24 protein-coding genes and 1 pseudogene are annotated in these 20,443 nt (G+C 60.8%); 15 read left to right on the top strand and 10 right to left on the bottom strand.

The genetic code is table 11. From position 1 onward, the window contains the following. Positions 1 to 136 precede the first annotated feature (136 nt). The 3 genes from PspCFBP13508_RS26085 to PspCFBP13508_RS26075 all read right to left on the bottom strand — a co-directional run bounded on the left by PspCFBP13508_RS26085 (position 137) and on the right by PspCFBP13508_RS26075 (position 1,586). Complete coding sequence (locus PspCFBP13508_RS26085) at positions 137 to 751, bottom strand: LysE family translocator (RefSeq protein WP_024013660.1); 615 nt, start codon at positions 749 to 751, stop codon at positions 137 to 139. 101 nt (positions 752 to 852) lie between these two features. Further along, positions 853 to 1,122, bottom strand: coding sequence for a hypothetical protein (locus tag PspCFBP13508_RS26080; RefSeq protein WP_016770723.1), 270 nt, complete (start codon positions 1,120 to 1,122; stop codon positions 853 to 855). A 101-nt stretch (positions 1,123 to 1,223) separates the two neighbouring features. Next, positions 1,224 to 1,586: an antibiotic biosynthesis monooxygenase gene (locus PspCFBP13508_RS26075; RefSeq protein WP_137216178.1), complete on the bottom strand. Its 363-nt coding sequence runs from the start codon at positions 1,584 to 1,586 to the stop codon at positions 1,224 to 1,226. Between the two features lie 92 nt (positions 1,587 to 1,678). On the opposite strand from PspCFBP13508_RS26075, the gene soxR reads away from it, so the two are divergent. The 10 genes from soxR (at position 1,679) to PspCFBP13508_RS26025 (ending at position 9,181) form a co-directional block, all read left to right on the top strand. After that, entirely contained in the window at positions 1,679 to 2,131 is a 453-nt protein-coding gene (soxR, locus tag PspCFBP13508_RS26070; RefSeq protein ID WP_137216177.1) for a redox-sensitive transcriptional activator SoxR, read from the top strand. 112 nt (positions 2,132 to 2,243) lie between these two features. Beyond that, on the top strand, positions 2,244 to 2,702 hold the full coding sequence (locus PspCFBP13508_RS26065) for a VOC family protein (protein WP_095182163.1): 459 nt from the start codon (positions 2,244 to 2,246) through the stop codon (positions 2,700 to 2,702). A 215-nt stretch (positions 2,703 to 2,917) separates the two neighbouring features. Further along, positions 2,918 to 4,117: a PepSY domain-containing protein gene (locus PspCFBP13508_RS26060; protein ID WP_130912597.1), complete on the top strand. Its 1,200-nt coding sequence runs from the start codon at positions 2,918 to 2,920 to the stop codon at positions 4,115 to 4,117. Beyond that, positions 4,114 to 4,656, top strand: a complete 543-nt coding sequence (locus tag PspCFBP13508_RS26055) for a hypothetical protein (protein ID WP_064361579.1) — start codon at positions 4,114 to 4,116, stop codon at positions 4,654 to 4,656. The genes PspCFBP13508_RS26060 and PspCFBP13508_RS26055 overlap by 4 nt, the downstream gene beginning before the upstream one ends. Further along, the gene (locus tag PspCFBP13508_RS26050) at positions 4,653 to 4,991 is read left to right on the top strand and encodes a hypothetical protein (RefSeq protein WP_125917368.1); all 339 of its coding nucleotides are present in this window, start codon (positions 4,653 to 4,655) and stop codon (positions 4,989 to 4,991) included. Before PspCFBP13508_RS26055 ends, PspCFBP13508_RS26050 begins: the two co-directional genes overlap by 4 nt. Beyond that, on the top strand, positions 4,988 to 5,563 hold the full coding sequence (locus PspCFBP13508_RS26045) for a DUF6162 family protein (protein WP_137216176.1): 576 nt from the start codon (positions 4,988 to 4,990) through the stop codon (positions 5,561 to 5,563). The genes PspCFBP13508_RS26050 and PspCFBP13508_RS26045 overlap by 4 nt, the downstream gene beginning before the upstream one ends. 35 nt (positions 5,564 to 5,598) lie before the next feature. Beyond that, positions 5,599 to 6,528 carry a metal ABC transporter substrate-binding protein gene (locus tag PspCFBP13508_RS26040; RefSeq protein ID WP_056788579.1) on the top strand — a complete coding sequence of 310 codons (930 nt, stop codon included), beginning with the start codon at positions 5,599 to 5,601 and terminating at the stop codon, positions 6,526 to 6,528. Beyond that, positions 6,525 to 7,376 carry a metal ABC transporter ATP-binding protein gene (locus PspCFBP13508_RS26035; RefSeq protein WP_137216175.1) on the top strand — a complete coding sequence of 284 codons (852 nt, stop codon included), beginning with the start codon at positions 6,525 to 6,527 and terminating at the stop codon, positions 7,374 to 7,376. Before PspCFBP13508_RS26040 ends, PspCFBP13508_RS26035 begins: the two co-directional genes overlap by 4 nt. After that, the gene (locus PspCFBP13508_RS26030; RefSeq protein ID WP_007917717.1) at positions 7,376 to 8,275 is read left to right on the top strand and encodes a metal ABC transporter permease; all 900 of its coding nucleotides are present in this window, start codon (positions 7,376 to 7,378) and stop codon (positions 8,273 to 8,275) included. Before PspCFBP13508_RS26035 ends, PspCFBP13508_RS26030 begins: the two co-directional genes overlap by 1 nt. After that, positions 8,276 to 9,181, top strand: a complete 906-nt coding sequence (locus PspCFBP13508_RS26025) for a zinc ABC transporter substrate-binding protein (RefSeq protein WP_137216174.1) — start codon at positions 8,276 to 8,278, stop codon at positions 9,179 to 9,181. 175 nt (positions 9,182 to 9,356) lie between these two features. On the opposite strand, the gene PspCFBP13508_RS26020 is transcribed toward PspCFBP13508_RS26025, so the two are convergent. From PspCFBP13508_RS26020 to PspCFBP13508_RS26010, 3 genes are all read right to left on the bottom strand, one after another. Further along, positions 9,357 to 9,581, bottom strand: coding sequence for an MbtH family protein (locus PspCFBP13508_RS26020; protein WP_137216173.1), 225 nt, complete (start codon positions 9,579 to 9,581; stop codon positions 9,357 to 9,359). A gap of 82 nt (positions 9,582 to 9,663) precedes the next feature. Then, positions 9,664 to 11,076, bottom strand: a complete 1,413-nt coding sequence (locus PspCFBP13508_RS26015; protein ID WP_137216172.1) for an aspartate aminotransferase family protein — start codon at positions 11,074 to 11,076, stop codon at positions 9,664 to 9,666. A gap of 141 nt (positions 11,077 to 11,217) precedes the next feature. Continuing rightward, positions 11,218 to 11,703: a GNAT family N-acetyltransferase gene (locus PspCFBP13508_RS26010; RefSeq protein ID WP_130912589.1), complete on the bottom strand. Its 486-nt coding sequence runs from the start codon at positions 11,701 to 11,703 to the stop codon at positions 11,218 to 11,220. Between the two features lie 110 nt (positions 11,704 to 11,813). Here PspCFBP13508_RS26010 and PspCFBP13508_RS27745 point away from each other — a divergent pair. Then, positions 11,814 to 11,903: pseudogene (locus tag PspCFBP13508_RS27745) on the top strand (metal ABC transporter ATP-binding protein); the annotation flags it as partial. Positions 11,904 to 11,919: 16 nt separating this feature from the next. Here PspCFBP13508_RS27745 and PspCFBP13508_RS26005 read toward each other — a convergent pair. Both PspCFBP13508_RS26005 and PspCFBP13508_RS26000 read right to left on the bottom strand, forming a co-directional pair. Then, positions 11,920 to 13,242 carry an ATP-binding protein gene (locus PspCFBP13508_RS26005; protein ID WP_130912588.1) on the bottom strand — a complete coding sequence of 441 codons (1,323 nt, stop codon included), beginning with the start codon at positions 13,240 to 13,242 and terminating at the stop codon, positions 11,920 to 11,922. Next, positions 13,242 to 13,922 carry a response regulator gene (locus tag PspCFBP13508_RS26000; protein ID WP_042607836.1) on the bottom strand — a complete coding sequence of 227 codons (681 nt, stop codon included), beginning with the start codon at positions 13,920 to 13,922 and terminating at the stop codon, positions 13,242 to 13,244. The genes PspCFBP13508_RS26005 and PspCFBP13508_RS26000 overlap by 1 nt, the downstream gene beginning before the upstream one ends. Before the next feature lie 251 nt (positions 13,923 to 14,173). Here PspCFBP13508_RS26000 and PspCFBP13508_RS25995 point away from each other — a divergent pair, with 251 nt between their 5' ends. From PspCFBP13508_RS25995 to dsbG, 4 genes are all read left to right on the top strand, one after another. After that, entirely contained in the window at positions 14,174 to 14,866 is a 693-nt protein-coding gene (locus tag PspCFBP13508_RS25995; protein WP_130912587.1) for a hypothetical protein, read from the top strand. A 97-nt stretch (positions 14,867 to 14,963) separates the two neighbouring features. Next, the gene (dsbD, locus tag PspCFBP13508_RS25990; RefSeq protein ID WP_137216171.1) at positions 14,964 to 16,697 is read left to right on the top strand and encodes a protein-disulfide reductase DsbD; all 1,734 of its coding nucleotides are present in this window, start codon (positions 14,964 to 14,966) and stop codon (positions 16,695 to 16,697) included. Beyond that, entirely contained in the window at positions 16,697 to 17,578 is an 882-nt protein-coding gene (locus PspCFBP13508_RS25985; RefSeq protein WP_137216170.1) for a TlpA disulfide reductase family protein, read from the top strand. Before dsbD ends, PspCFBP13508_RS25985 begins: the two co-directional genes overlap by 1 nt. Continuing rightward, positions 17,554 to 18,324 carry a thiol:disulfide interchange protein DsbG gene (gene dsbG, locus PspCFBP13508_RS25980; RefSeq protein ID WP_137216169.1) on the top strand — a complete coding sequence of 257 codons (771 nt, stop codon included), beginning with the start codon at positions 17,554 to 17,556 and terminating at the stop codon, positions 18,322 to 18,324. The genes PspCFBP13508_RS25985 and dsbG overlap by 25 nt, the downstream gene beginning before the upstream one ends. A 30-nt stretch (positions 18,325 to 18,354) precedes the next feature. Here dsbG and PspCFBP13508_RS25975 read toward each other — a convergent pair whose 3' ends face one another. Then, entirely contained in the window at positions 18,355 to 19,383 is a 1,029-nt protein-coding gene (locus tag PspCFBP13508_RS25975; protein ID WP_137216168.1) for a ParB/Srx family N-terminal domain-containing protein, read from the bottom strand. 150 nt (positions 19,384 to 19,533) lie between these two features. Continuing rightward, complete coding sequence (locus PspCFBP13508_RS25970; protein ID WP_137216167.1) at positions 19,534 to 20,349, bottom strand: alpha/beta fold hydrolase; 816 nt, start codon at positions 20,347 to 20,349, stop codon at positions 19,534 to 19,536. Positions 20,350 to 20,443: the final 94 nt, after the last annotated feature.

Raw genomic sequence — 20,443 nt, 5'->3', positions numbered from 1 at the left:
AGCTGTGCATGGGTTCGAGAGCGTCATCAATACCTGATCGGATGCCGTTAAAGAAGTAGGGCTTCATTTAAAAGTGCGTAGGAACGCTCCTGAAACCGAGCTTAACAGGCATCGGGCCGGCGATTGAAGCAATGCGTCAGTGAAAGCTTTCCAGAAGTAACGGGTACAACGAGATCACCAACAGCGCCGCCATGCCCCAATTGAACACGCGCAACCAGCGCGGATCTTTCAGCACATTGCGCAACAGCGTGCCGCACGCCGCCCACAGGCCGACACTGGGCAGATTGATGATGGCGAACACCGCCGCGATGATCACAACGTTATAGAAATAACCCTGCATCGGCGTGTACGTGCTGATGGCACCGATGGCCATGATCCACGCCTTGGGATTGACCCACTGGAACGCCGCGGCGCCCAGATAGCTGATCGGTTTCGCCTCGCCGTGGGCACTGTCGCCGACCGGGCCGGAGTGGGCGATCTTCCACGCCAGATACAACAAATACGCCGCGCCGACATAACGCAGCACCGTATACAGAATCGGATAGGCCTGAAACACGGCGCCAAGGCCAAAGCCCACCGCTACTACCAACAGGAAGAAGCCGCAGCTGATGCCGAGCATGTGCGGAATGGTGCGGTTGAAACCGAAATTCACTCCGGACGCCAGCAACATGGTGTTATTCGGCCCCGGTGTGATAGAGGTGACAAGGGCAAACAGGGCAAAGCCCAACAGCAGATCAAGCGAGAGGTTCATCGAGGCAGTCCATCCAGGGTCGTTCAGCTGTTGACCCTATCCCACACGGCCCGGCAAACCCACGGACAGTTAGGGAAAACTTCAAGCAGTACAGTTTGCTTTCAGCTTGGACGGCCGTGCAGCTGTATGGCACGTTCGGCGCTCATCTCACCCTGTTGATCGAAGCCGAAAGTCTTCTGCGGCTGGCCGAGCAATTGAGCTTTTTTCGCGTGGTATTCGTCGAACGACAAGCCGCTGCGGTTCAGCGCTTCCAGCGCCAGTTCGCGGGACTCTTCAGCGGTGTAAGGGCGCAGTTCTGGCGAAACATGGCCGGCACAACCGGCGAGTACGGAAACAGCGAGCATCAGCGAAACAGTCAGTAAACGGTTCATGGGAGCGTCCTGGCGAGCAATGTGGGGTCGATGAAGAAAGGCTACGCCCCGGCTCGCTCGCGCAGAAATCAACGCTCTCAATAGTGGCTATCAGCTTTGCGCTAATACTGGCTGACCGGCAGACGGCAGTGCAGCGCGTCGTCGTGGCTACGGGCAATGCTGCTGTGCACCTGGAACGAATTGAAGGTCACGGTTTTCGCCCGATGAGTGCGGATCAATTGCCAGAAATCCTGCTCCCCGCTTTCGAAACTGTGAAATGCCGCCTCCCCCGCTTCGCGACTTTGCCACTGCAAAAAGCTCAACACGCGGCGGCCGTCGTCGCTGGCCTGCACGCTGGCGCTGAGGAAGCCGTCGTAACGCTGGGCCAGCCGCTCGGTCTGCGTGGCCAATGCCGAGACCAGCGCCGCTTGCTGGCGGGGTTCGATTTCGAATTCGATCAATTGGGTAAAGCTGCGATTGCTCATGGAAAGCCCCACTCATCTTGAAGCGAGCCTTGCGACCCGAAGAGCTGCAGGGTAAAACCTCTAGTTAAGTCAAGGTCAAGAGCATTTTCAGCATGATCAGCAAGGAGCAGGTGCACAAGCCTCTCACCGTGGGTGAGGTTGCGGCGCGCAGTGGCGTCGCGGTCACGGCGCTGCACTTTTATGAAGCCAAAGGTTTGATCAAGAGTGAACGCAATGCCGGCAACCAGCGCCGTTATCCGCGCGCCGTCCTGCGCCGGGTGGCGTTGATCAAAGTCGCGCAACGGCTGGGGATACCGCTGGCGGAGATCGGCGAAGCGCTGAAAATCCTGCCGCAGGATCGCGCGCCGTCGTCGGCGGACTGGAAAATGCTGTCTGAACAATGGCAGCGCGAGCTCGATGAAAGGATCAGGCAACTTACGTTGATGCGCGATCAGCTCACCGGGTGCATCGGCTGCGGCTGTCTGTCCATGGAGGCGTGTCCGTTACGCAATAAAGGCGACATCCTCGGTGACCGAGGCCCAGGCCCGCACTTTCGCGATGAGTGATGATTCCTGCTCGTCGGCGGAAAATCTGTGCAGTAAGTACGGTTCTATAGTGATTGCTCCGGGTAAATCCGGTGTAACCACATCTGTTGAAAACAAAAACAGGGAGAACGTCATGAGTGTCAAACCCATTCCCGAGGGGTATCACAGCATTACCCCGTATCTCGGCATCCAACAGGCTGCCGAGGCCATCGAGTTCTACAAGAAAGCCTTCAATGCCAGCGAAGTCATGCGCCTGACCATGCCCGACGGCAACATCGGCCACGCCGAGCTGCGCATCGGCGACAGCGCGATCATGCTCGGCACGCCTTGCGATCAAGGGCCGCTGAGCAATCCGCAGCAGGCGGTGTCGATCGGCTTGCACCTGTATGTCACCGATGTCGACCAGTCCTTTCAACAAGCGCTGGATGCCGGGGCGCAAAGCGTTTCCGAGGTCAAAGACCAGTTTTACGGTGACCGCAGCGGTACCTTGAGAGATCCGTTCGGCCATCTGTGGTTTCTCGCCACCCACAAGGAGGATCTGAGCGAAGAGCAGATTCGCCAGCGGGCGATGGAAATGTTCAGCCAAGGCTGAGGGCTTTTTGCCTCGAATCGACCGGTAAAAAATCCACCGCCGATGTAATTGCGAAACATTTACTTTCATATCCGCTTTCGGGATTTTCTTCGCTCATCCGTCTTATAGGAATGCAGGCCGTTCGCGTAGGCAAAAGCCACGAACGGCCTCCCGGGGAGTTCAGTGCTGCGAAGCCCGTAGCCCGGCCCCTTCCACCGCAATCAAGACGCGCAATCATGTCGAAGAAATCCCGTTCCAAACTGTGGTTCCTGGTGCATAGCTGGCTGGCGTTGCCGATCTGGTTCTTTGTGTTGATCGTGTGTGTCACCGGCACGCTGGCGGTGGTCAGCCAGGAGATTGTCTGGCTGGCCAACCCGCAAATGCGCGCCAGTCAGCCGTCGGACGACGCACCGCGACTGAGCTATGACCAGATTCTCGCCGCGATCAAACAAGCCGAGCCGCAAACCCTGGTGCAGAGCATCAATCGTCCGGACGAGTCGCACTTTGCCCTCGACGTCGAAGTCAGCTACCCCGACGGGCGCTCGTTGACGGTCTATGTCAATCCGTACACCGGGGTCATCCAGGGCACCGCGCCGGCCTTCGATTTCAAGGCCTTTACCCGCGCCCTGCATGGCTGGTGGCTGGTGCCGTTCACCAATGGCTATAGCTGGGGCTGGTATCTGGTGTCGTTGCTCGGCGTGCCGATGCTGGTGTCGCTGATTACCGGGCTGGTGGTCTACAAGCGCTTCTGGAAAGGCTTTCTGCGCCCGACCCTGCGCGTGCGCCATGGCGCGCGGATCTTCTGGGGCGACTTCCATCGCCTGTGCGGCATCTGGTCGATCTGGTTCATCGCGGTGATTTCCATCACCGGCATCTGGTTCCTGATCAAGGCTTTCCTTTTCGATAACCAGATTTCAATTTCCAGCGAGCCGATCATTCCGGCGATGTCCCGCGAAAGCGTGCCGATTTCGGCCGCTGGCACCCCGCCGCCGCGCATCAGCCTGGACCGCGCCATCGAAATCGCCCAGCAGAAGATTCCCGGGCTGGAGGCCAGTTACGTCAACCTGCCGGGCAACGCCTACTCGCACATGAGCGTCAGCGGCCGTGGCTGGTATCCGCTGATGTACCAGACCGCGACTCTCAATCCGTATAACGGCGAGATGGCCTCCTCACGCTTGCTGTCCGACCGCTCCTCGCTGGAATTCGTCACCGAGTCCATGCGCCCGCTGCACACCGGCGACTTCGGCGGTATCTGGATCAAGCTGATCTGGTTCTTCTTCGGTCTGTTGCTGAGCATGATGATCCTCAGCGGCCTGCTGATCTGGACCAAGCGCACCGCGTTGGCCACCGCCAATGCGCTGAAACGCGAGGACAAGAAAAACCGCGTCACCGCCCAGCCGGCGCTGCGCCGTGAACCTTCGGAGGCGAGCCTGTGAACAAAGCCATCTCGGTCACACCGCCCTCGCGCCTGTCGCGTTTCTGGCACAAGTGGCGTTTCCACATCAATGTCCTGCTGTTGCTGATCCCGCTGGGCTTCATGCCGAAATACTTTGCCGATGCCTCGCTGTTTCGCGGCGACAGTGGCCTGGGCCAACGGGAAATAGGCACCGTTCAGGTCGGCCCGTGGAGCCTGCGCCTGGCCGAGCTGCGTGAGGAGGCGCCGCACCTGAGCGGGCCGGCCGGCTATATGAAGGATTTCACTGCCGCCGTTTGTGATACCTGCGTCGAACAGGTCAAGGCCACTTACCTGCGCATCGGCAAACCGCGGAGCCTGCGCGCCGCCGGCACGATCTTCTTCGGCACCCCGTATCGCATGGGCACGCAAATGCCGATCCCGGCAAAGACCAAACCTGACGCCGAGCTGTGGATCACCATGGAAGGCTGGGACGGCAGCATGCACCAGGCCGCGATTCCCCTGAGCCAAGCCTCCCCCGCCACGGTCGCGTGGCTGAACAAACAAGGAGCCAAACCATGACTCGCTCACCCCTTCATACCCGTTTGCTCGCCAGCGCCGCGCTGCTGCTGAGCGCCGGTTTCAGTGCCGGCGCCCTGGCGCACAACCCGATGTGCGAATGCAAAGCCATCGATGCCGAACAGATCAAATGCACCGGCGGTTTCTCCGACGGCAGCGGCGCGCCGGGGGTGACCCTCGACGTGATCGGCTACGACGAAACCATTCTGGTGCCGGGCAAATTGGGTGATGACTCGACGCTGACGTTCAAGAAGCCCGGCAGTGAGTTCTATGTGCTGTTCGACGCCGGCCCAGGCCACGTGGTGGAAATCGACCAGGCGGATATCGAAGCCCCATGAGTAGCCCGACGACGCAAGTGGTACGCCCGGCCGGCGCCGGCCATGAAACCCTCAATGTGCTGCTGTTGTGCCTGCTGATCCTCGCGGTCGCCGGCTCGGTGGTGGCGTGGCGCGGGGTTTCCCATGAACCGGAGCCGGTCGCGAGCAACCAGTACGACGCCCGCCGCGATCTCAGCGCCGCAGAGCAAGGCATCTATGCCGACCTGCGAGTGACTCTCGACGAAATCCGCTTGCTGCGCGAAGAGCAACAAGCCCTGCCGACACCACAAATGCTCGCCGAAGAAGGCTTTGCGCCGTTCGCGCAGGATGCCAGTTCGGTCAGCCGTGGCGGTCACGCATGGCAGATGTTCGCCGATCGCGCCTATTTCGGTCGGAGTGCGACGCCTGACGTCGCCGGCTCGTTTCTGATGCGTGTCGGCACTGACGCCAACGCGGCGCCGGACATCTGGCTGAACCGCAGCGCCGATCCCGCGCCTGCTGGGGATCTGTCCGACGCCGCGCTGTCCGCCGCTGGCTGGAAACAGATCGTCGCGCAATTCGATGCCGGGGTTACCCGCGAACATCGCCATTGATTCCTCGCCTTTATCCGAGAGAAGACTGCTTGCCCATGTCCATTTCATCTCCTCGCCGTCCATTGTTACGCCTGTTTCTGCTTGGCCTGTGCGCCTGCCTGCTGAGCCCGTTGGCCAGCGCCGAGCAAGGCAAACGCCTGCGTATCGGCATCACTCTGCATCCGTATTACAGCTACGTCGCCAACATCGTCGGCGACAAGGCAGAAGTGGTGCCGCTGATTCCTGCGGGCTTCAATCCGCACGCCTACGAACCGCGCGCCGAAGACATCAAGCGCATCAGCGGACTGGACGTGATCGTGCTCAACGGCGTCGGCCATGACGACTTCGCCGACCGGATGATCGCCGCCAGCGAAACACCCAACGTCAAAACCATCGAAGCCAACGAGAACGTGCCATTGCTGGCGGCCACCGGTGTCGCTGCGCGCGGCGCCGGCAAAGTGGTCAACCCGCACACGTTCCTGTCGATCAGCGCCTCCATCGCCCAGGTCAACAACATCGCCCGCGAGCTGGGCAAGATCGATCCGGACAACGCCAAGACCTACACGCAAAACGCCCGCGCCTACGGCAAACGCCTGCGGCAAATGCGCGCCGACGCTTTGGCCAAACTGACCCAGGCACCCAACGCAGAACTGCGCGTGGCCACGGTGCATGCGGCTTACGACTATCTGTTGCGTGAATTCGGTCTGGAAGTGACGGCCGTGGTCGAGCCCGCCCACGGCATCGAACCAAGCCCGAGTCAGCTGAAAAAGACCATCGACCAGTTGCGTGAACTCGACGTGAAAGTGATCTTCTCGGAGATGGATTTCCCGTCCAGCTACGTCGACACCATCCAGCGCGAATCCGGGGTGAAGCTGTACCCGCTGTCGCACATTTCCTACGGCGAATACACCGCCGACAAGTACGAAAAGGAAATGACCGGCAACCTCAACACCGTGGTGCGGGCGATTCAGGAGTCGGGGGCATGACGTCGAAAGAAACACTGATCCCTGACAACACCAATAACCCGGTGGGAGCGAGCCTGCTCGCGAAGGCGCCGGATCAGGCAACATCTTCACTGAATGACACTCCGCATTCGCGAGCAGGCTCGCTCCCACAGGGGAAAACCGGGCCGGCGCTGGAGTTTGCGGATATCAGCCTGACCTTGGGGCGCACGACGATTCTCGACAAGGTCAGCTTCCAGGTGCAGCCCGGCAGCGTGCATGCGCTGGTCGGCCCCAACGGCGGTGGCAAGAGTTCGCTGATCAAGACCCTGCTCGGGCAGATGCCGCATCAGGGCCAGCTCAGTCTGCACTGGCCCGGCGAGCCCGGCACCATTGGTTACGTCCCGCAGGCGCTGGAGTTCGATCGCGGCTTGCCGATGACCGTCGACGATTTCATGGCCGCCATGTGTCAACGCCGTCCGGCCTTTCTCGGCTTGAGCAAACACTATGCCGGCGCCATCGGCGAAGCGCTGGAGCGGGTCGGCATGCAGGACAAGCGCAAGCGCCGCATGGGCGCGCTGTCCGGCGGCGAGCGGCAGCGGGTGCTGCTCGCGCAGGGCTTGATTCCGGCGCCGCAATTGCTGGTGCTTGACGAGCCGATGTCGGCCCTCGATGAAGCCGGGATTCAGGTGTTCGAACGTCTGCTGACTGACTGGCGCGCGGCGGGCATCACGGTGTTGTGGATCGAACATGACCTGGAGGCGGTGGGTCGGCTGGCCGATCGGGTTACCGGTCTCAACCGCCGCGTGCTGTTCGATGCCACACCGCAACAGGCGCTGACTCCGGAACGTCTGCTGACGCTGTTTTCCACCCATCCACGGAGCGCGGTCTGATGAGCTACGAAGCCTTTCGTTTGATGGTCCAGGGTTGGGCGTCTTCCGGTTATCTGCCGGAAGCGCTGGCCTACGGTTTTGTGGTCAATGCGCTGCTCGCCGGCCTGCTGATCGGCCCGGTGCTGGGCGGGCTCGGCACGCTGGTGGTGGTCAAGCGCTTCGCGTTCTTTTCCGAAGCAGTCGGCCATGCCGCGTTGACCGGTGTCGCCATCGGCATTCTGCTCGGCGAACCCTACACCGGCCCGTACGGCAGCCTGTTCGGTTACTGCCTGCTGTTCGGCATCCTGCTCAATTACTTGCGCAACCGCACCGGACTGGCACCGGATACGCTGATCGGCGTGTTTCTCTCGGTGTCACTGGCACTGGGCGCGAGCCTGCTGCTGATTCTCGCCGGCAAGATCAACGTGCACATTCTGGAAAACGTGCTGTTCGGTTCGGTATTGACCGTCAACGGCAATGATCTGGCAGTGCTGGCCATCGTCGGTTCGCTGGTCATGGCCCTCGCCCTGCCGCTGTACAACCGCATCATGCTCGCCAGTTTCAATCCGCAACTGGCGGCGGTGCGTGGCGTAGCGGTGAAGACCCTGGATTACCTGTTCGTGATCCTGGTGACCTTGATCACCGTCGCGGCAGTGAAGGTGATTGGCGCGATTCTGGTCGGTGCCTTGCTGGTGATTCCTGCGGCAGCGGCGCGCTTGCTCAGTCAGTCGCTGAAAGGGTTTTTCTGGTGCTCGGTGCTGATCGCTACCGTCAGCACCCTGTGCGGGATTCTTGCGCCGATCGTATTCGATCTGCCGATCCCGTCCGGCGCCGCGATCATTCTGGTCGCCGGCATCGCTTTCGCCCTCGCCGCCATTGCGCGCGGCGTCGTCCCCAGCCTGAAAGGGAACCTTGGATAAATGGCTTTTTCATTGCGTAACCTGACTCTGGCCATGGCCCTGTATGGCGTGGTCTGCACTCCGTTGATGGCGGCTGAAACTGCGAAACCGTTGCGCGTTCTGGCCTCGTTACCGATCACCTATGGATTGGGCGAAGCATTGCTCAAGGGCACAAACGTCAACCTCGAACGCGCGGCGCCGGCCAACCTGCCCGGCAGCCGTCAGACTGCGTATTTCACCGGCCGTGGCGCTCCGGCGCTGAGCAAACTGGCCACCGACGCGGACGCGGTAATCGGCCTGCGTTCGCTGTGGGCCGATGATCCGCTGTACCCGATCGCGCGGCGCAGCAATATCCGTATCGTCGAAGTCGACGCTGCGCGCCCGGTCGACGGTGCCCTGCCCGGCATCGCCGTGCAGCCGGGCCTGCAGGTTGATGGCCTGAACAGTCAGCCATGGCTGGCGAGCAACAACATGGGGCGCATGGCCGATGTGATGGCCGCAGACCTGGTGCGCCTGGCGCCGAGCGCCAAGCCTGCAATCGAAGCCAACCTGGCGGCGTTGAAACAGCGTTTGCTGAAACTCAGCGCGGACACCGAAGCGCGTCTGGCCGAAGCGGACAACCTGAGCGTGATGAGCCTGAGCGATCACTTCGGCTATCTGATTGGCAGCCTCAATCTTGAACTGGCCGGACAGGACGCGCGTCCTGATGCAGAGTGGACGCCAGAGGAGTTGAAGAAGCTGACAGCGACGCTCAAGGACAATGACGTGGCGGTGGTGCTACACCATCGCCAGCCAGCGGAGCCGGTGAAAGCAGCGATTGCCGAATCCGGCAGCCGCCTGGTGGTGTTGAGTACCGATGCGGCGGATCCGCTGGCGGAGCTGGAGGGGAATGTGGATTTGTTGCTCAAGGGGTTGAGCGGAGCGTAGTTCCAGTAAATCCGCGTTATCGTTCTTCGCGAGCAGGCTCGCTCCCACAGGGGATCGCATTTCAATTGTGGGAGCGAGCCTGCTCGCGAAGAGGCCTGCGCCCACAACGTCACTCTCCAGACATGAAAAACCCGCTGACCATCACTGGTCCAGCGGGTTCTTTTTGTCCGGTCGCTTATTGCGCCGGGACTTGCGCATCCATCTTCTGGCGCAGGCTCAACGGGCGCATGTCGGTCCAGACTTCTTCGATATAGGCCAGGCATTCCTTTTTCAGGCCGCTCTTGCCCACGGTGCGCCAGCCTTGCGGCACAGCTTTGTAATCGGGCCAGATCGAGTATTGCTCTTCGTGGTTGACCACGACCTGAAAGAGGATGTCCTCGCGGTCGAATACTGACGTCATGCTGGTTCTCCATCGTTGTAAGGGCGGCTGCACAAAGAATGCAGCCGGGTATGTAGAAAGAACGTTCGCCGCGCGGAAAAATTTACAGCGCGGCGCTGGCAGCGGCCAATGCGCGACCGAAGATCTCTGCCACCCGGTCGATTTCCGCGGCAGTGATCACCAGCGGCGGCAGGAAGCGCACCACCGCGCCATGGCGACCGCCCAGTTCCAGAATCAGCCCACGCTTGAGGCACTCACGCTGGACCAGCGGCGCCAGACGCGCAAACGCTGGCGGATGACCGAGCGCGTCGGGCGCGCCGTTCGGGTCGACCAGTTCAACGCCGAGCATCAGGCCACGCCCACGAATATCGCCCAGCTGCGGGAAGTCGCGTTGCAGGATGTGCAGATGCTCGCTGAGTCGATCACCCATGGCGGCGGCGTGCTCGCAAACCTTGTGCTCCACCAGATAGCGCATCACCGCTGAACCGGCGGCCATGGCCATCTGATTGCCACGGAACGTGCCGGCATGGGCGCCGGGTTGCCAGGTGTCGAGCCAGTCGCGGTAAACCACCACCGCCAACGGCAGGCTGCCACCGATGGCTTTGGACAGTACAACCACATCCGGAACGATGCCCGCGTGTTCAAAGGCAAACATCTTGCCGGTACGGGCGAAACCGCTCTGGATCTCATCAACGATCAACGCCACACCGGCCTTCTCGGTGATCCGGCGCAAGCCGCGCAACCACTCGATGTCCGCCGGTATCACGCCGCCCTCGCCCTGCACCGCCTCGACAATCACCGCCGCCGGCAATTGCACACCAGCCTCGGGATCGTTGAGCAGGTTTTCCAGATAACTCAGATTGGCATTGACGCCCGCTGCGCCGCCGAGACCGAACGGGCAACGGTAATCGTAGGGAAAAGGCATGAACTGCACGCCGTTGCTGAGCAACGCACCCAATGGTTTTTTCGGCCCCAGGCTGCCCATCAGGCTCAACGCCCCCTGACTCATGCCGTGATAACCGCCGGAAAATGACAGCACGGTGCTGCGCCCGGTTGCGGTGCGTACCAGTTTCAGCGCTGCTTCCACGGCGTCGGTGCCGGTCGGGCCACAAAACTGGATTTTCGCCTGCGCCGCCAGCTCTGTCGGCAGCAGCCCGAACAGGTCCTGGACGAATTGATCCTTGACCGGCGTAGTCAGGTCGAGGGTGTGCAGCGGCAACTCGTCGGCCAGCACTTGCTGGATCGCCTCGATCACCACCGGGTGGTTATGCCCCAGCGCCAGCGTGCCGGCTCCAGCCAGGCAGTCGATGAATGTACGTCCTTCAACATCCTCGACATACAGGCCCTTGGCACGCTTGAGCGCCAGCGGAATACGCCGAGGATAGCTGCGCGCATTGGACTCCTGCCGGCTCTGCCGCGCCAGCAACGGGGATTCGTTGAATTCGTACAAGGTTTCTGCCGGCGCCGAGGCGACCCGGGCCGATGACGCTTCGATAAGACTGGTGGCGACTGACATCTCTCGACCCCTCAATTCGCTATGAATATTGACCAAAACAGCACACCGACAGATGCGCGTTCCGGTCGCGGGGCGCACTTGCAGGTTTCCTGTTCTGGAAACGCTTCAGCGCGGTGCGGATTTACACCCCTGATCGAGTTGTCAGGCCGATAAGGACAAAGGTTTGTGCAGCGGCACGGTCTGCAAGCCGTTGGAGAGGCCGGGTGGCGCGGTTTGTCGGTAACCCAGATGCCGATAGAATGCCTCGGCGGTGCGGGTGCTGTTGAGATGAACATTGCGCGCACCGCGAACCCGCAACCAACCCTCGAGATTGTGCATCAGCGCCCGACCGACGCCTCGGCGGAAGGATTCAGGCTGGACGTAACACAGCAGGATTTCGCCATTGGCCCGGGCCATGCCCACACCAACCGGTTTGTCTTCGAACGAAGCGGTACAAAGATAGAAGTGCGGGTCGGCGAGACGGCTACTGATGAGGTCGACGCAGGAGCGACCGAGCCAGTGACTGACGAGCAGCGGATCATTGCGGTGATCGAGTGCGCATCCGACGCGGATCGAACGCTCGACGATACGATTGATGATGCCGGAGTCGGCCAAGGTGGCCGAACGTATGCAGACGGGTGCTTCCATGGCGCAGTTCCCTCAATCCATTGAGTCAAAGCTGCGTTGACCTTAGCCCCAACCCTCACGGATAGCCAACGCCGAGAAGTTACATTTGATGTGCCAGAACATGTTCTTTTGTGGGAGCGAGCCTGCTCGCGAAAGCGTCAGGCCAGTCAACGTCGATGTTGAATGACTTACCGCATTCGCGAGCAGGCTCGCTTCCACAGGGGATCTGAGGTGCGATCAGAGGGGTTGCAACGGCATGGTCAGCTCGACCCGCAAGCCATCCGCGCGGCTGTCGAAATGCAGGGCGCAGTCACAGCGCTGGACGATCGCCTGGACAATCGCCAGCCCCAAGCCGCAACCGGTGCTCTGGCCGTTGCGCCAGAAGCGCTGGGTCAGATGCTGCAAGTCATCCGGCGCAATCCCCGGGCCATGGTCACGCACGACAAAACGCACGCGGTTGCCGATGCTTTCGAGATTGACCTCGACCGCACAATCTTCAGGCGTATGGCGCAGGGCGTTGTCGAGCAGGTTGCGCAGTGCAGCAATCGCCAGCACGGCGGGCATTTGCAGCGGCGCGGCGGACAGGTCGTCCGGCACGTGCAGTCTGATCCGCAGCCGTTCACCGCCGGTGGCGTCCTGGATCGCCAGTCGGGCCACTTGCTCGGCGCTGCATTGCGAGCCGTCATCGAACGACAGGCTGCCTTCGACCCGCGCCAGCAGCAGCAACTGTTCAAGGGTGCGGTGCAGGCGATCGGCGCCCTCCTCGGCGCGGGCCAGCGATTGATCGCGGGCACTGCCGTCGGTCATGCGCGCGACTTGCAGGTGGGTCTTGATCGCCGTCAGCGGACTGCGCAGTTCATGCGCGGCGTCACCGGTCAAGCGACGTTCACGCTCGATGGTCTTGCCGATGCGCTGGAACAATTGATTCTGGGTTTCCAGCAACGGCTTCAATTCGCTGGGAAAGGCCTGCAACTGCAATGGCTCAAGGGAATCGGCATTGCGCCGCATCAGCGCCTCACGCAGGCGATTGAGTGGTGCAAGACCCTGGCCGATGCCCAGCCACAGCAGGCACAGGCAACCCAGCAAGGCCACACCGACCGGCACCGAAGCGGCGAGCAGAATCGACATGTTCAAGGCTTCGCGTTCGATCTGCCGATCCGCCGTAGTGATGCGCACATCGCCCCGGGCCAGGGTGAAACTGCGCCACGGTGCGCCGTCGATCATCTGATCGTGGAAGCCCATTTTTTCCGCTTCCAGCGCTTGTTCGGGATTGTTGTGGCTACGGGCAAGGATTTCGCCGCGCAATGAGCTGACCTGACAGGCCATCCCGCCGGGAATGTTCAGCTGTTCGGCGCTGAAGTGGGTACCCTCGCCCTTGCTCGGCAGGGTCGGCAATTGCTCGAGCAAACCAGCGACCATACGCGCGGAGGCAACCAGACGCTGGTCGAGGGAAAACATCATCTGATTGCGCAGATCGCTGAGCATCCATGCCGCCGCCAGCGCCCAGATCAACGCGAAGGCGGCGCCGAGCGTCAGGCTCAGGCGCAGGCGCAGACTCATCACTTGCCTTGCTCTCCGCCATCGGCAGGCCCGAGGCGATAGCCCAGACCACGCACGGTTTCGACAATGCCTTTGCCAAGCTTGCTGCGTAGATGATGGATATGCACGTTCAGTGCGTTGCTTTCCAGCTCGTCGTTGAAGCCGTAGACGCTGTCCTTCAATTGCTCGGTCGACAGCACCCGGCCGCGATTGTGCAGCAATGCCTGCAACAGAGACTGCTCGCGGCGCGACAGGTCCACCGGCTGCCCGGCGAGTCGGGTTTCGCGGCTGCTCGGGTCGTAGGTGAGCGCGCCGTGTTCGATCAGATTGACGCTGCGCCCGGCCACCCGGCGCAACAGGGTTTGCAGGCGAGCGAACAGTTCGCGCAGGTCGAAAGGCTTGAGCAGGTAGTCGTCGGCGCCGGCCTGCAAGCCGTCGACTCGATCAGTCACCGAATCACGGGCGGTGAGGATCAGCACGGGAATCTCCAGGCCGCTCTGCCGCAGCTGTTGCAGCAACTTGAGGCCGTCTTCGTCGGGCAGGCCGAGATCGAGCACCATCACGTCGAATTCAGCAACCTTGAGCATCGCCCGCGCTTTCGACGCGGTGTTGACGTGCTCGACGGTCAGGCCCTGAGCCGTAAGCCCGGCAACGATGCCGCTGGCGATCAGCTCATCGTCTTCGCAAACCAGTACGTGCATGGAGGCTCCATGAATAAAAACGCGAGTGAAGCAGGCGAGGATTAAGGCGCAATTATGGCGGTACATGTCGAGTTCGGGAAGCTGCACGAGCATCGCGAATTGTCATGTTCAGCAGCGGATGCCAAGCATACAGTCAAACTATTGCCAATTCGGGCTACCGATCCAGAAACACATCCAGACTTTATCGAAAACATGAGTTCATTTAGTTTCGCCCTACAACTTCAAAACCACATTCAAAAGGAACTTGAAACATGAGCAACTTGAATCACTTCGTCGCGATAGATTGGCGCTCGGGTCCTGATCGAATTTATTTTTTCTTCAAGGACACCGACACTTATTCGCGCTTTGATCTGGGAAGCAATAGCGTATCGGCAAATTACCCAGCCTCCACTGCAGGCAGCTGGGATACTTTCGATCCCTATACAAAGGATCTGCGCTTCGGTTTGACCACCACTTCGTTCGGCTGGAATGCCGGAAGTGACGAGGATATTGCATGGTTGTTCTTCTATCAGGGAACAACCCCGATGGTGTGCAAGTATGATCAGGACAAGGATAAAGTTGCCGCCTTCTACAAAGTAGCCGACTCAGCGTGGAAGCCGATTCTTCCATACTTTGACAAGATCATCGCTGGCACCTGGTTTCAACTTACCGGCCACCCCTTTCTGTTCCGATTCATTCTCAATGACGGGCACTATCTATCGTTCAACTTCAAGGCCAAGACCGTGACACGCAACCGTTTCGGCGAATATCAACTGGGCGCGCTGAAACCCTATAAAGACCGAATTATTACCGCTGCACAGAATGACCGAACACTCGCAGACAGTTACTGGTACATCTTCCTTACCAACAATGAGTATTTGACCTACAACATTCAGTCCGACCGACTGGTGTCCGGCCCCCGAACCATCAATGACGATAACTGGCCCGGCCTGCTGCGCGGCTGATTGGTCAATCCCGGCGAGGCTAGTAGGATAGGGTTAATTATCGGTTAATCGCCGCCGCCCATCCTGCACCTCACTTGCACAGGGACAAGGCTCCTCCATGCGTCATTTTTTTCTTCTGTTGGCTTTATTGATTTCCGGTCTGGCTCAGGCCGGAAACAATCCGTTCGAGTCCAAGCCGGACTTTTTACCCGTCGACAAGGCATTCGTACTGACCTCCGAGCGTCTGGAGTCGGGCGAAACCCAGCTGTTCTGGCAGATCACCGACGGCTACTACCTCTATCAGAAACGTTTGAAATTCGACGGACTGGCCGCCGACCAGCAGCCGGTGCTGCCTGAAGGCGAATCCCACAGCGATGAGTTCTTCGGCGAGCAGCCGGTGTATCGCCAAGGCCTGGAAGTGAAAATCCCGGAGGCGGCCAGCGGGCAGATCAAGGTCAGTTATCAGGGCTGTGCCGATGCCGGCCTGTGCTATCCACCGCAGACCCGGGTGATCGACCTGGGTGGCAAAGCCGCAGCAACAACGGGCGGTGAAGCGCCGGATCAGGCGTTGGCCAGCAGCCTGCAACAACGAGCGCTGGGCTGGAGCCTGCTGGTGTTCTTCGGACTTGGCCTGCTGTTGGCGTTTACCCCGTGCTCACTGCCGATGCTGCCGATTCTGGCCGGGATGATTGTCGGCAGTGGCGCCACACCGCGGCGCGGCTTTGCCTTGGCCAGCAGCTACGTGATCTGCATGGCGCTGGTCTATGCGGCGATGGGTGTGATTGCTGCGCTGCTCGGTGCGAACCTGCAGGCGTGGTTGCAAAACCCTTGGTTGCTCGGCGCATTTGCCGCCATTTTCGTGGTGCTGGCATTGCCAATGTTCGGCTTCTTCGAGCTGCAACTGCCGGTGGCCCTGCGTGATCGCCTTGAACATGCGTCGCGCAGCCGCAGCGGCGGCAGCCTGATCGGCGCCGGGGTGCTGGGCGCGTTGTCCGGTCTGTTGGTCGGGCCATGCATGACCGCGCCACTGGCCGGCGCGCTGCTGTACATCGCGCAAAGCGGTAACGCGTTGCACGGCGGTCTGATTCTGTTTGCACTGGGCATCGGCATCGGTGTGCCGCTGTTGCTGCTGGTCACCGTGGGCAACCGTTTCCTGCCGAAACCCGGCGCGTGGATGAATCTGCTCAAGGGCATATTCGGCTTCCTCTTTCTTGCCACTGCATTGTTGATGCTGCGCCCGGTACTGGATCCGTCGTTGTGGCTGGGACTGTGTGGCGCCTTGCTGTTGATCGCCGCTTACAGCGCCTGGAAACAATCCGCAGGGTTTGGCCGCGTCGCGCAGATGTTCGGCGCCCTGTCCTTGTTGCTCGGTTTGTGGGGCAGCTTGTTGGTGATCGGTGCGGCGGGCGGCAGCGAGGATCCGTATCAGCCTTTGCAGGTCTACAGCGCCGGCCCTGTCGCCAGCGCGGCGCCGACGGGTCACGATGCCTTCAGCACAATCAAGGAACCGGCCGCCCTGCAACGTGAACTCGACGCGGCCAAGGCCCAGGGTCAGTGGGTGCTGCTCGATTACTACGCCGACTGGTGTGTGTCGTGCAAAGTCATGGAAAAGAAGGTCTTCGGTGAGGCCAAGGTCATGCAGACCCTGAGCGACGTGCGCCTGCTGCGCCTGGATGTGACCGCCGACAACCCTGCCAGCCGCGAGCTGCTCAGTCGCTATAAAGTGCCGGGGCCACCGACGTTCATCTGGATCGGCGCTGACGGCGAAGAACGCCGCAGCCAGCGCATCACCGGCGAGGTCGATGCCGACACCTTCCTGCAACGCTGGTCCGCCACCCGAGACGCCAACTGATGCTGACGTTCACCCTCGGCACCTTCGCCATCGCGCTCAACCACCTGCTGCTGATCAGTGCTCTGGCGCTGGCGACATTTGTCGGCTGGCGAGTGGCCAAGCGCGGCGGAGATAACCCCGAGTCAGCGCTGTTCAGCCTGTTTTTGCTGGGCATGCTCGCGGCGCGCGTTGCGTTTGTCGCGCTGTACTGGTCGCACTATCGCAATGACCCGTGGCAGATCATCGATCTGCGCGACGGTGGTTTCCTCGCCTGGCCCGGAGTGATCGTGCTGCTGCTGGCGGCGTTGTATCGCGGCTGGCGCCGGCCCGCTTTGCGTCGACCGTTGGGTTTCGGTGTGGTCAGCGGCGTGGCGTTCTGGCTGCTTGCCACCCTGTCGCTGAATATCTACGAACAGGGTACTCGCCTGCCGGATATATCCCTGCGCAACGCCGCTGGCGAAACCATCAAGCTCAGTGAGTATCAGGGCGGGCCGCTGGTGATCAACCTGTGGGCGACTTGGTGCCCGCCGTGCCGGCGAGAAATGCCGGTGCTGGAGAATGCCCAGCAACAGCGTCCTGACCTGACATTTCTGTTCGTCAATCAGGCCGAGAGCATGCAAAGCGTGGCGACGTTCCTGGAAACCCAGGGCCTGAGCCTGAACAACGTGCTGTTCGACCGCCGCGGCCGTCTCGGTCAGGCCGTGGGTTCCATGGCGTTACCGACTACGCTGTTCTATAGCCCGGACGGTCGCTTGCTGACCAGTCACCTCGGTGAACTGTCGAACGCCAGCCTCGCCCGCGCCCTGGAAACCTTCGACACTTCGCCTTCAAGCCCGAATCAGGCCGTTGCCCCGGCCAACTCTGCAAGGAAACTGCCATGCCCCGCCTCCGCCACCTGCTGACGCTGACCCTGGGCACTGCCCTGCTGCACTTGCCGTCGGTGCAGGCTGCTGAAGAACTGCCCGCCGCAATCAAAAAGATCGAAGCCAAGGGCGCGAAAATCGTCGGCCAGTTCGACGCCCCCGATGGCCTGCGCGGGTACGCGGCGCAATACCAGAACCGCGGCATGGCGCTGTACCTGACCCCGGACGGCAAACACGTCGTGGTGGGTAACCTGTACGACGCCGACGGCAAGGACCTGAGCAGCGAGCCGTTGCAGAAACTGGTCTACGCGCCGATGTCCAAGGAAGTCTGGGGCAAGTTCGAGGCGAGCAACTGGATTCAGGACGGCAACAAGGATGCACCGCGCACGGTGTACCTGTTCAGCGATCCGAACTGCCCGTACTGCAACATGTTCTGGGAACAGGCACGGCCATGGGTCAAGGCCGGCAAAGTGCAGTTGCGCCACATCATGGTCGGCATCATCCGCGAAGACAGCCCGGGCAAATCAGCCGCGCTGCTGGCGGCGAAAGACCCGGCCAAGGCCCTGGAAGATCACGAAAAGGCCGGCAAGGGCAGCGCGCTCAAGGCCTTGAAAGACATTCCGGTCGCCGTGCAAAACAAACTCGCGGCCAACATGCAGTTGATGGAAGACCTCGAACTCCAGGCCACCCCGGCGATTTTCTATATGGATGACAAAGGCGAACTGCAACAGCAGCAAGGCGCGCCATCGCCGGACAAGCTGGTGAAGATTCTCGGGCCTAAGTAGCCTTCACAAGCACTGACCGATGCGGGTCTGTCAGTACTCACACCGCTCGATAATGTCCTGCAAGTGCTCGGTGTTTCCCTGTTCCGTGAGAAAGCTTGTCACCTCAGCGCACCACGCTTGGTCTGAAGGAATACCGGCCCAAGCGTGCGTCCCCGCCCAATGCCAGGGACGGTCGTCAAACGTATTGATCAGCGCCTGATTGAATGTGTGAACGTTGAACTTGGGGTTTCTCGCGTTTTGCAACATCAACGAACTGAACACGCGTTGTTGCGTTGCTTCGCATGGTTTGATTTGCTGGGCTTTGGTCGAGCTCAGGACAATGAAATCAGGTTTGACACCTTCATCGAGCGCGGCCTGCAATCGGTAATGTCCATCGATGACCACGTAAGAACAAATTCCGCCCACATACCAGAGCAGGATCGGCGGCAAGCTGTCCTCCCTGGCTTTTTTGCGCCACCATTTGAGGCGACCTGCGAAAGGGTCCACCGTGTGCAGCCCGATCAAGTGCCCCAAACCCCAATCAAGCCAATGCACGGTGTGCGGTTGCACGTTGTCGAGAATGCCCTCGCCGCGCGCGTACCAGTTGGGCAGATGGCTGGACGCCTCGGCCGGGGTGGAAAAATACCAGCCATCCGGACCGGCAACGGGTTTGTATCGGCTGACTGCTGGCAATAAAGGGCGCGCCACCCAGTGGCCGGGATAGAGAAAGTCCGCCTGATTGTTCATCAACTGGTTGATGAAATAGCGACACCAGCGCGGGAAGCGCTCTTCGACGGGTAATTCAAAGTGCTCCTGGACGTCGGCCGAATCGATGGGTGGCACGGGTGACGATTCCAGTTGAACGGGCCTCGGATTGCGAACCAGCCAAGCACCGTAATATGAGGTGGCAATGGTCGCCCAGAAGAGTGGGCTTCCATTGAGCATCAACTTCATCCGCCCGTTGTTGCCACTTTGCAGATGAAGCAGCGGTTTGCTTGATTTCGGTCGGTTGACCTCAATACTCAACCCAACCCACTTGTCCTCGAGATCCTTGAGGTCACGCCACCAGAACTGTTGCACGTCATTCCCTTATCAAATGCTCTTGTAGATGAGTTTCACACTCGCGATTGTATGGTGCCCTGAGAGGCCCCTTCGCGAGCAGGCTCGCTCCCACAATGGAATGCGATTAACTGTGGGAGCGAGCCTGCTCGCGAATGAAGCTCACTCGGTCTAGCGGTTGCGCTCGGCCAGAAACGCCAGCAGTGCCTCAGTGACAAACCCGGGATTCTCCAGATTGGAGATATGCCCCGCCTCCGGTACCAGCACGCACGGGCAACCGATCAATTCAGCCATTTCCCGTGCTTCCGACGGTGGCCGTGGTTTGTCCTGATCGCCGCACAGCACCAGCGTCGTCGCCGGGTTCAGCTCGCCCAGGCGTGGCAACAGATCGTCGCGGCCAAACGTGATGCGTCCCATCGGTACGATGCTTTCGCGCAGACGCTCGGGCGAATAGCCCTGCAGTTTTGCGCGGAAGCCCTGATACAGCGCCGAGTGCGGGTCGATACCCGGGCGGAAGAAGATCGGTACGACGATGTCGAGCAGTTGTTCGGAGATGCTGCCGCTGTCTTCGATCTGCTTGAACAACGAGAAGTAATACTGCCGGGTCGGTTCCGGCTCGACGCCGACGTAGGTGTCCATCAGCACCAGACCGCTGACACGTGGCGGCGCGGACAGTGCCAGGCGCGCGCCCCACATGCCGCCGACCGACAGCCCGACCAGAGTCACGCGGTCGATATCGAGGTGATCGAGCAAGGCCTGTGCCTGACGGGCAATGTCGTCCAGCGATGTGGTGCCTTCAGGCAACTTGCCGGACTCGCCATGCCCCCACAGATCCAAGGCAATGACGCGATAGTGCGGGGTCAGCGCGGCGATCTGCGGCGCCCACATCGCCTGGTCCCACAGGTAGCTGCCGGCCAGCAACACGGCCGGGCCGGTGCCTTGATCAATGTAGTGCAGTGCTTGTCCGTCAACCGTGAAAAAGGGCATCGACCACCTCCGCGAGAAAAAACAGAACCGGCAGACTGAGCTGCCGGTTAATGATCGTCAAGGATGGAAATGTACAGACGCTATTCGCGAGCAG

It is taken from the genome of Pseudomonas sp. CFBP13508 (assembly GCF_005233515.1).
Lineage (GTDB): Bacteria > Pseudomonadota > Gammaproteobacteria > Pseudomonadales > Pseudomonadaceae > Aquipseudomonas > Aquipseudomonas mercuritolerans.
The sequence above is the reverse complement of the archived record's forward strand: the minus strand, read 5'-3'. Positions and strand labels throughout refer to the sequence as shown.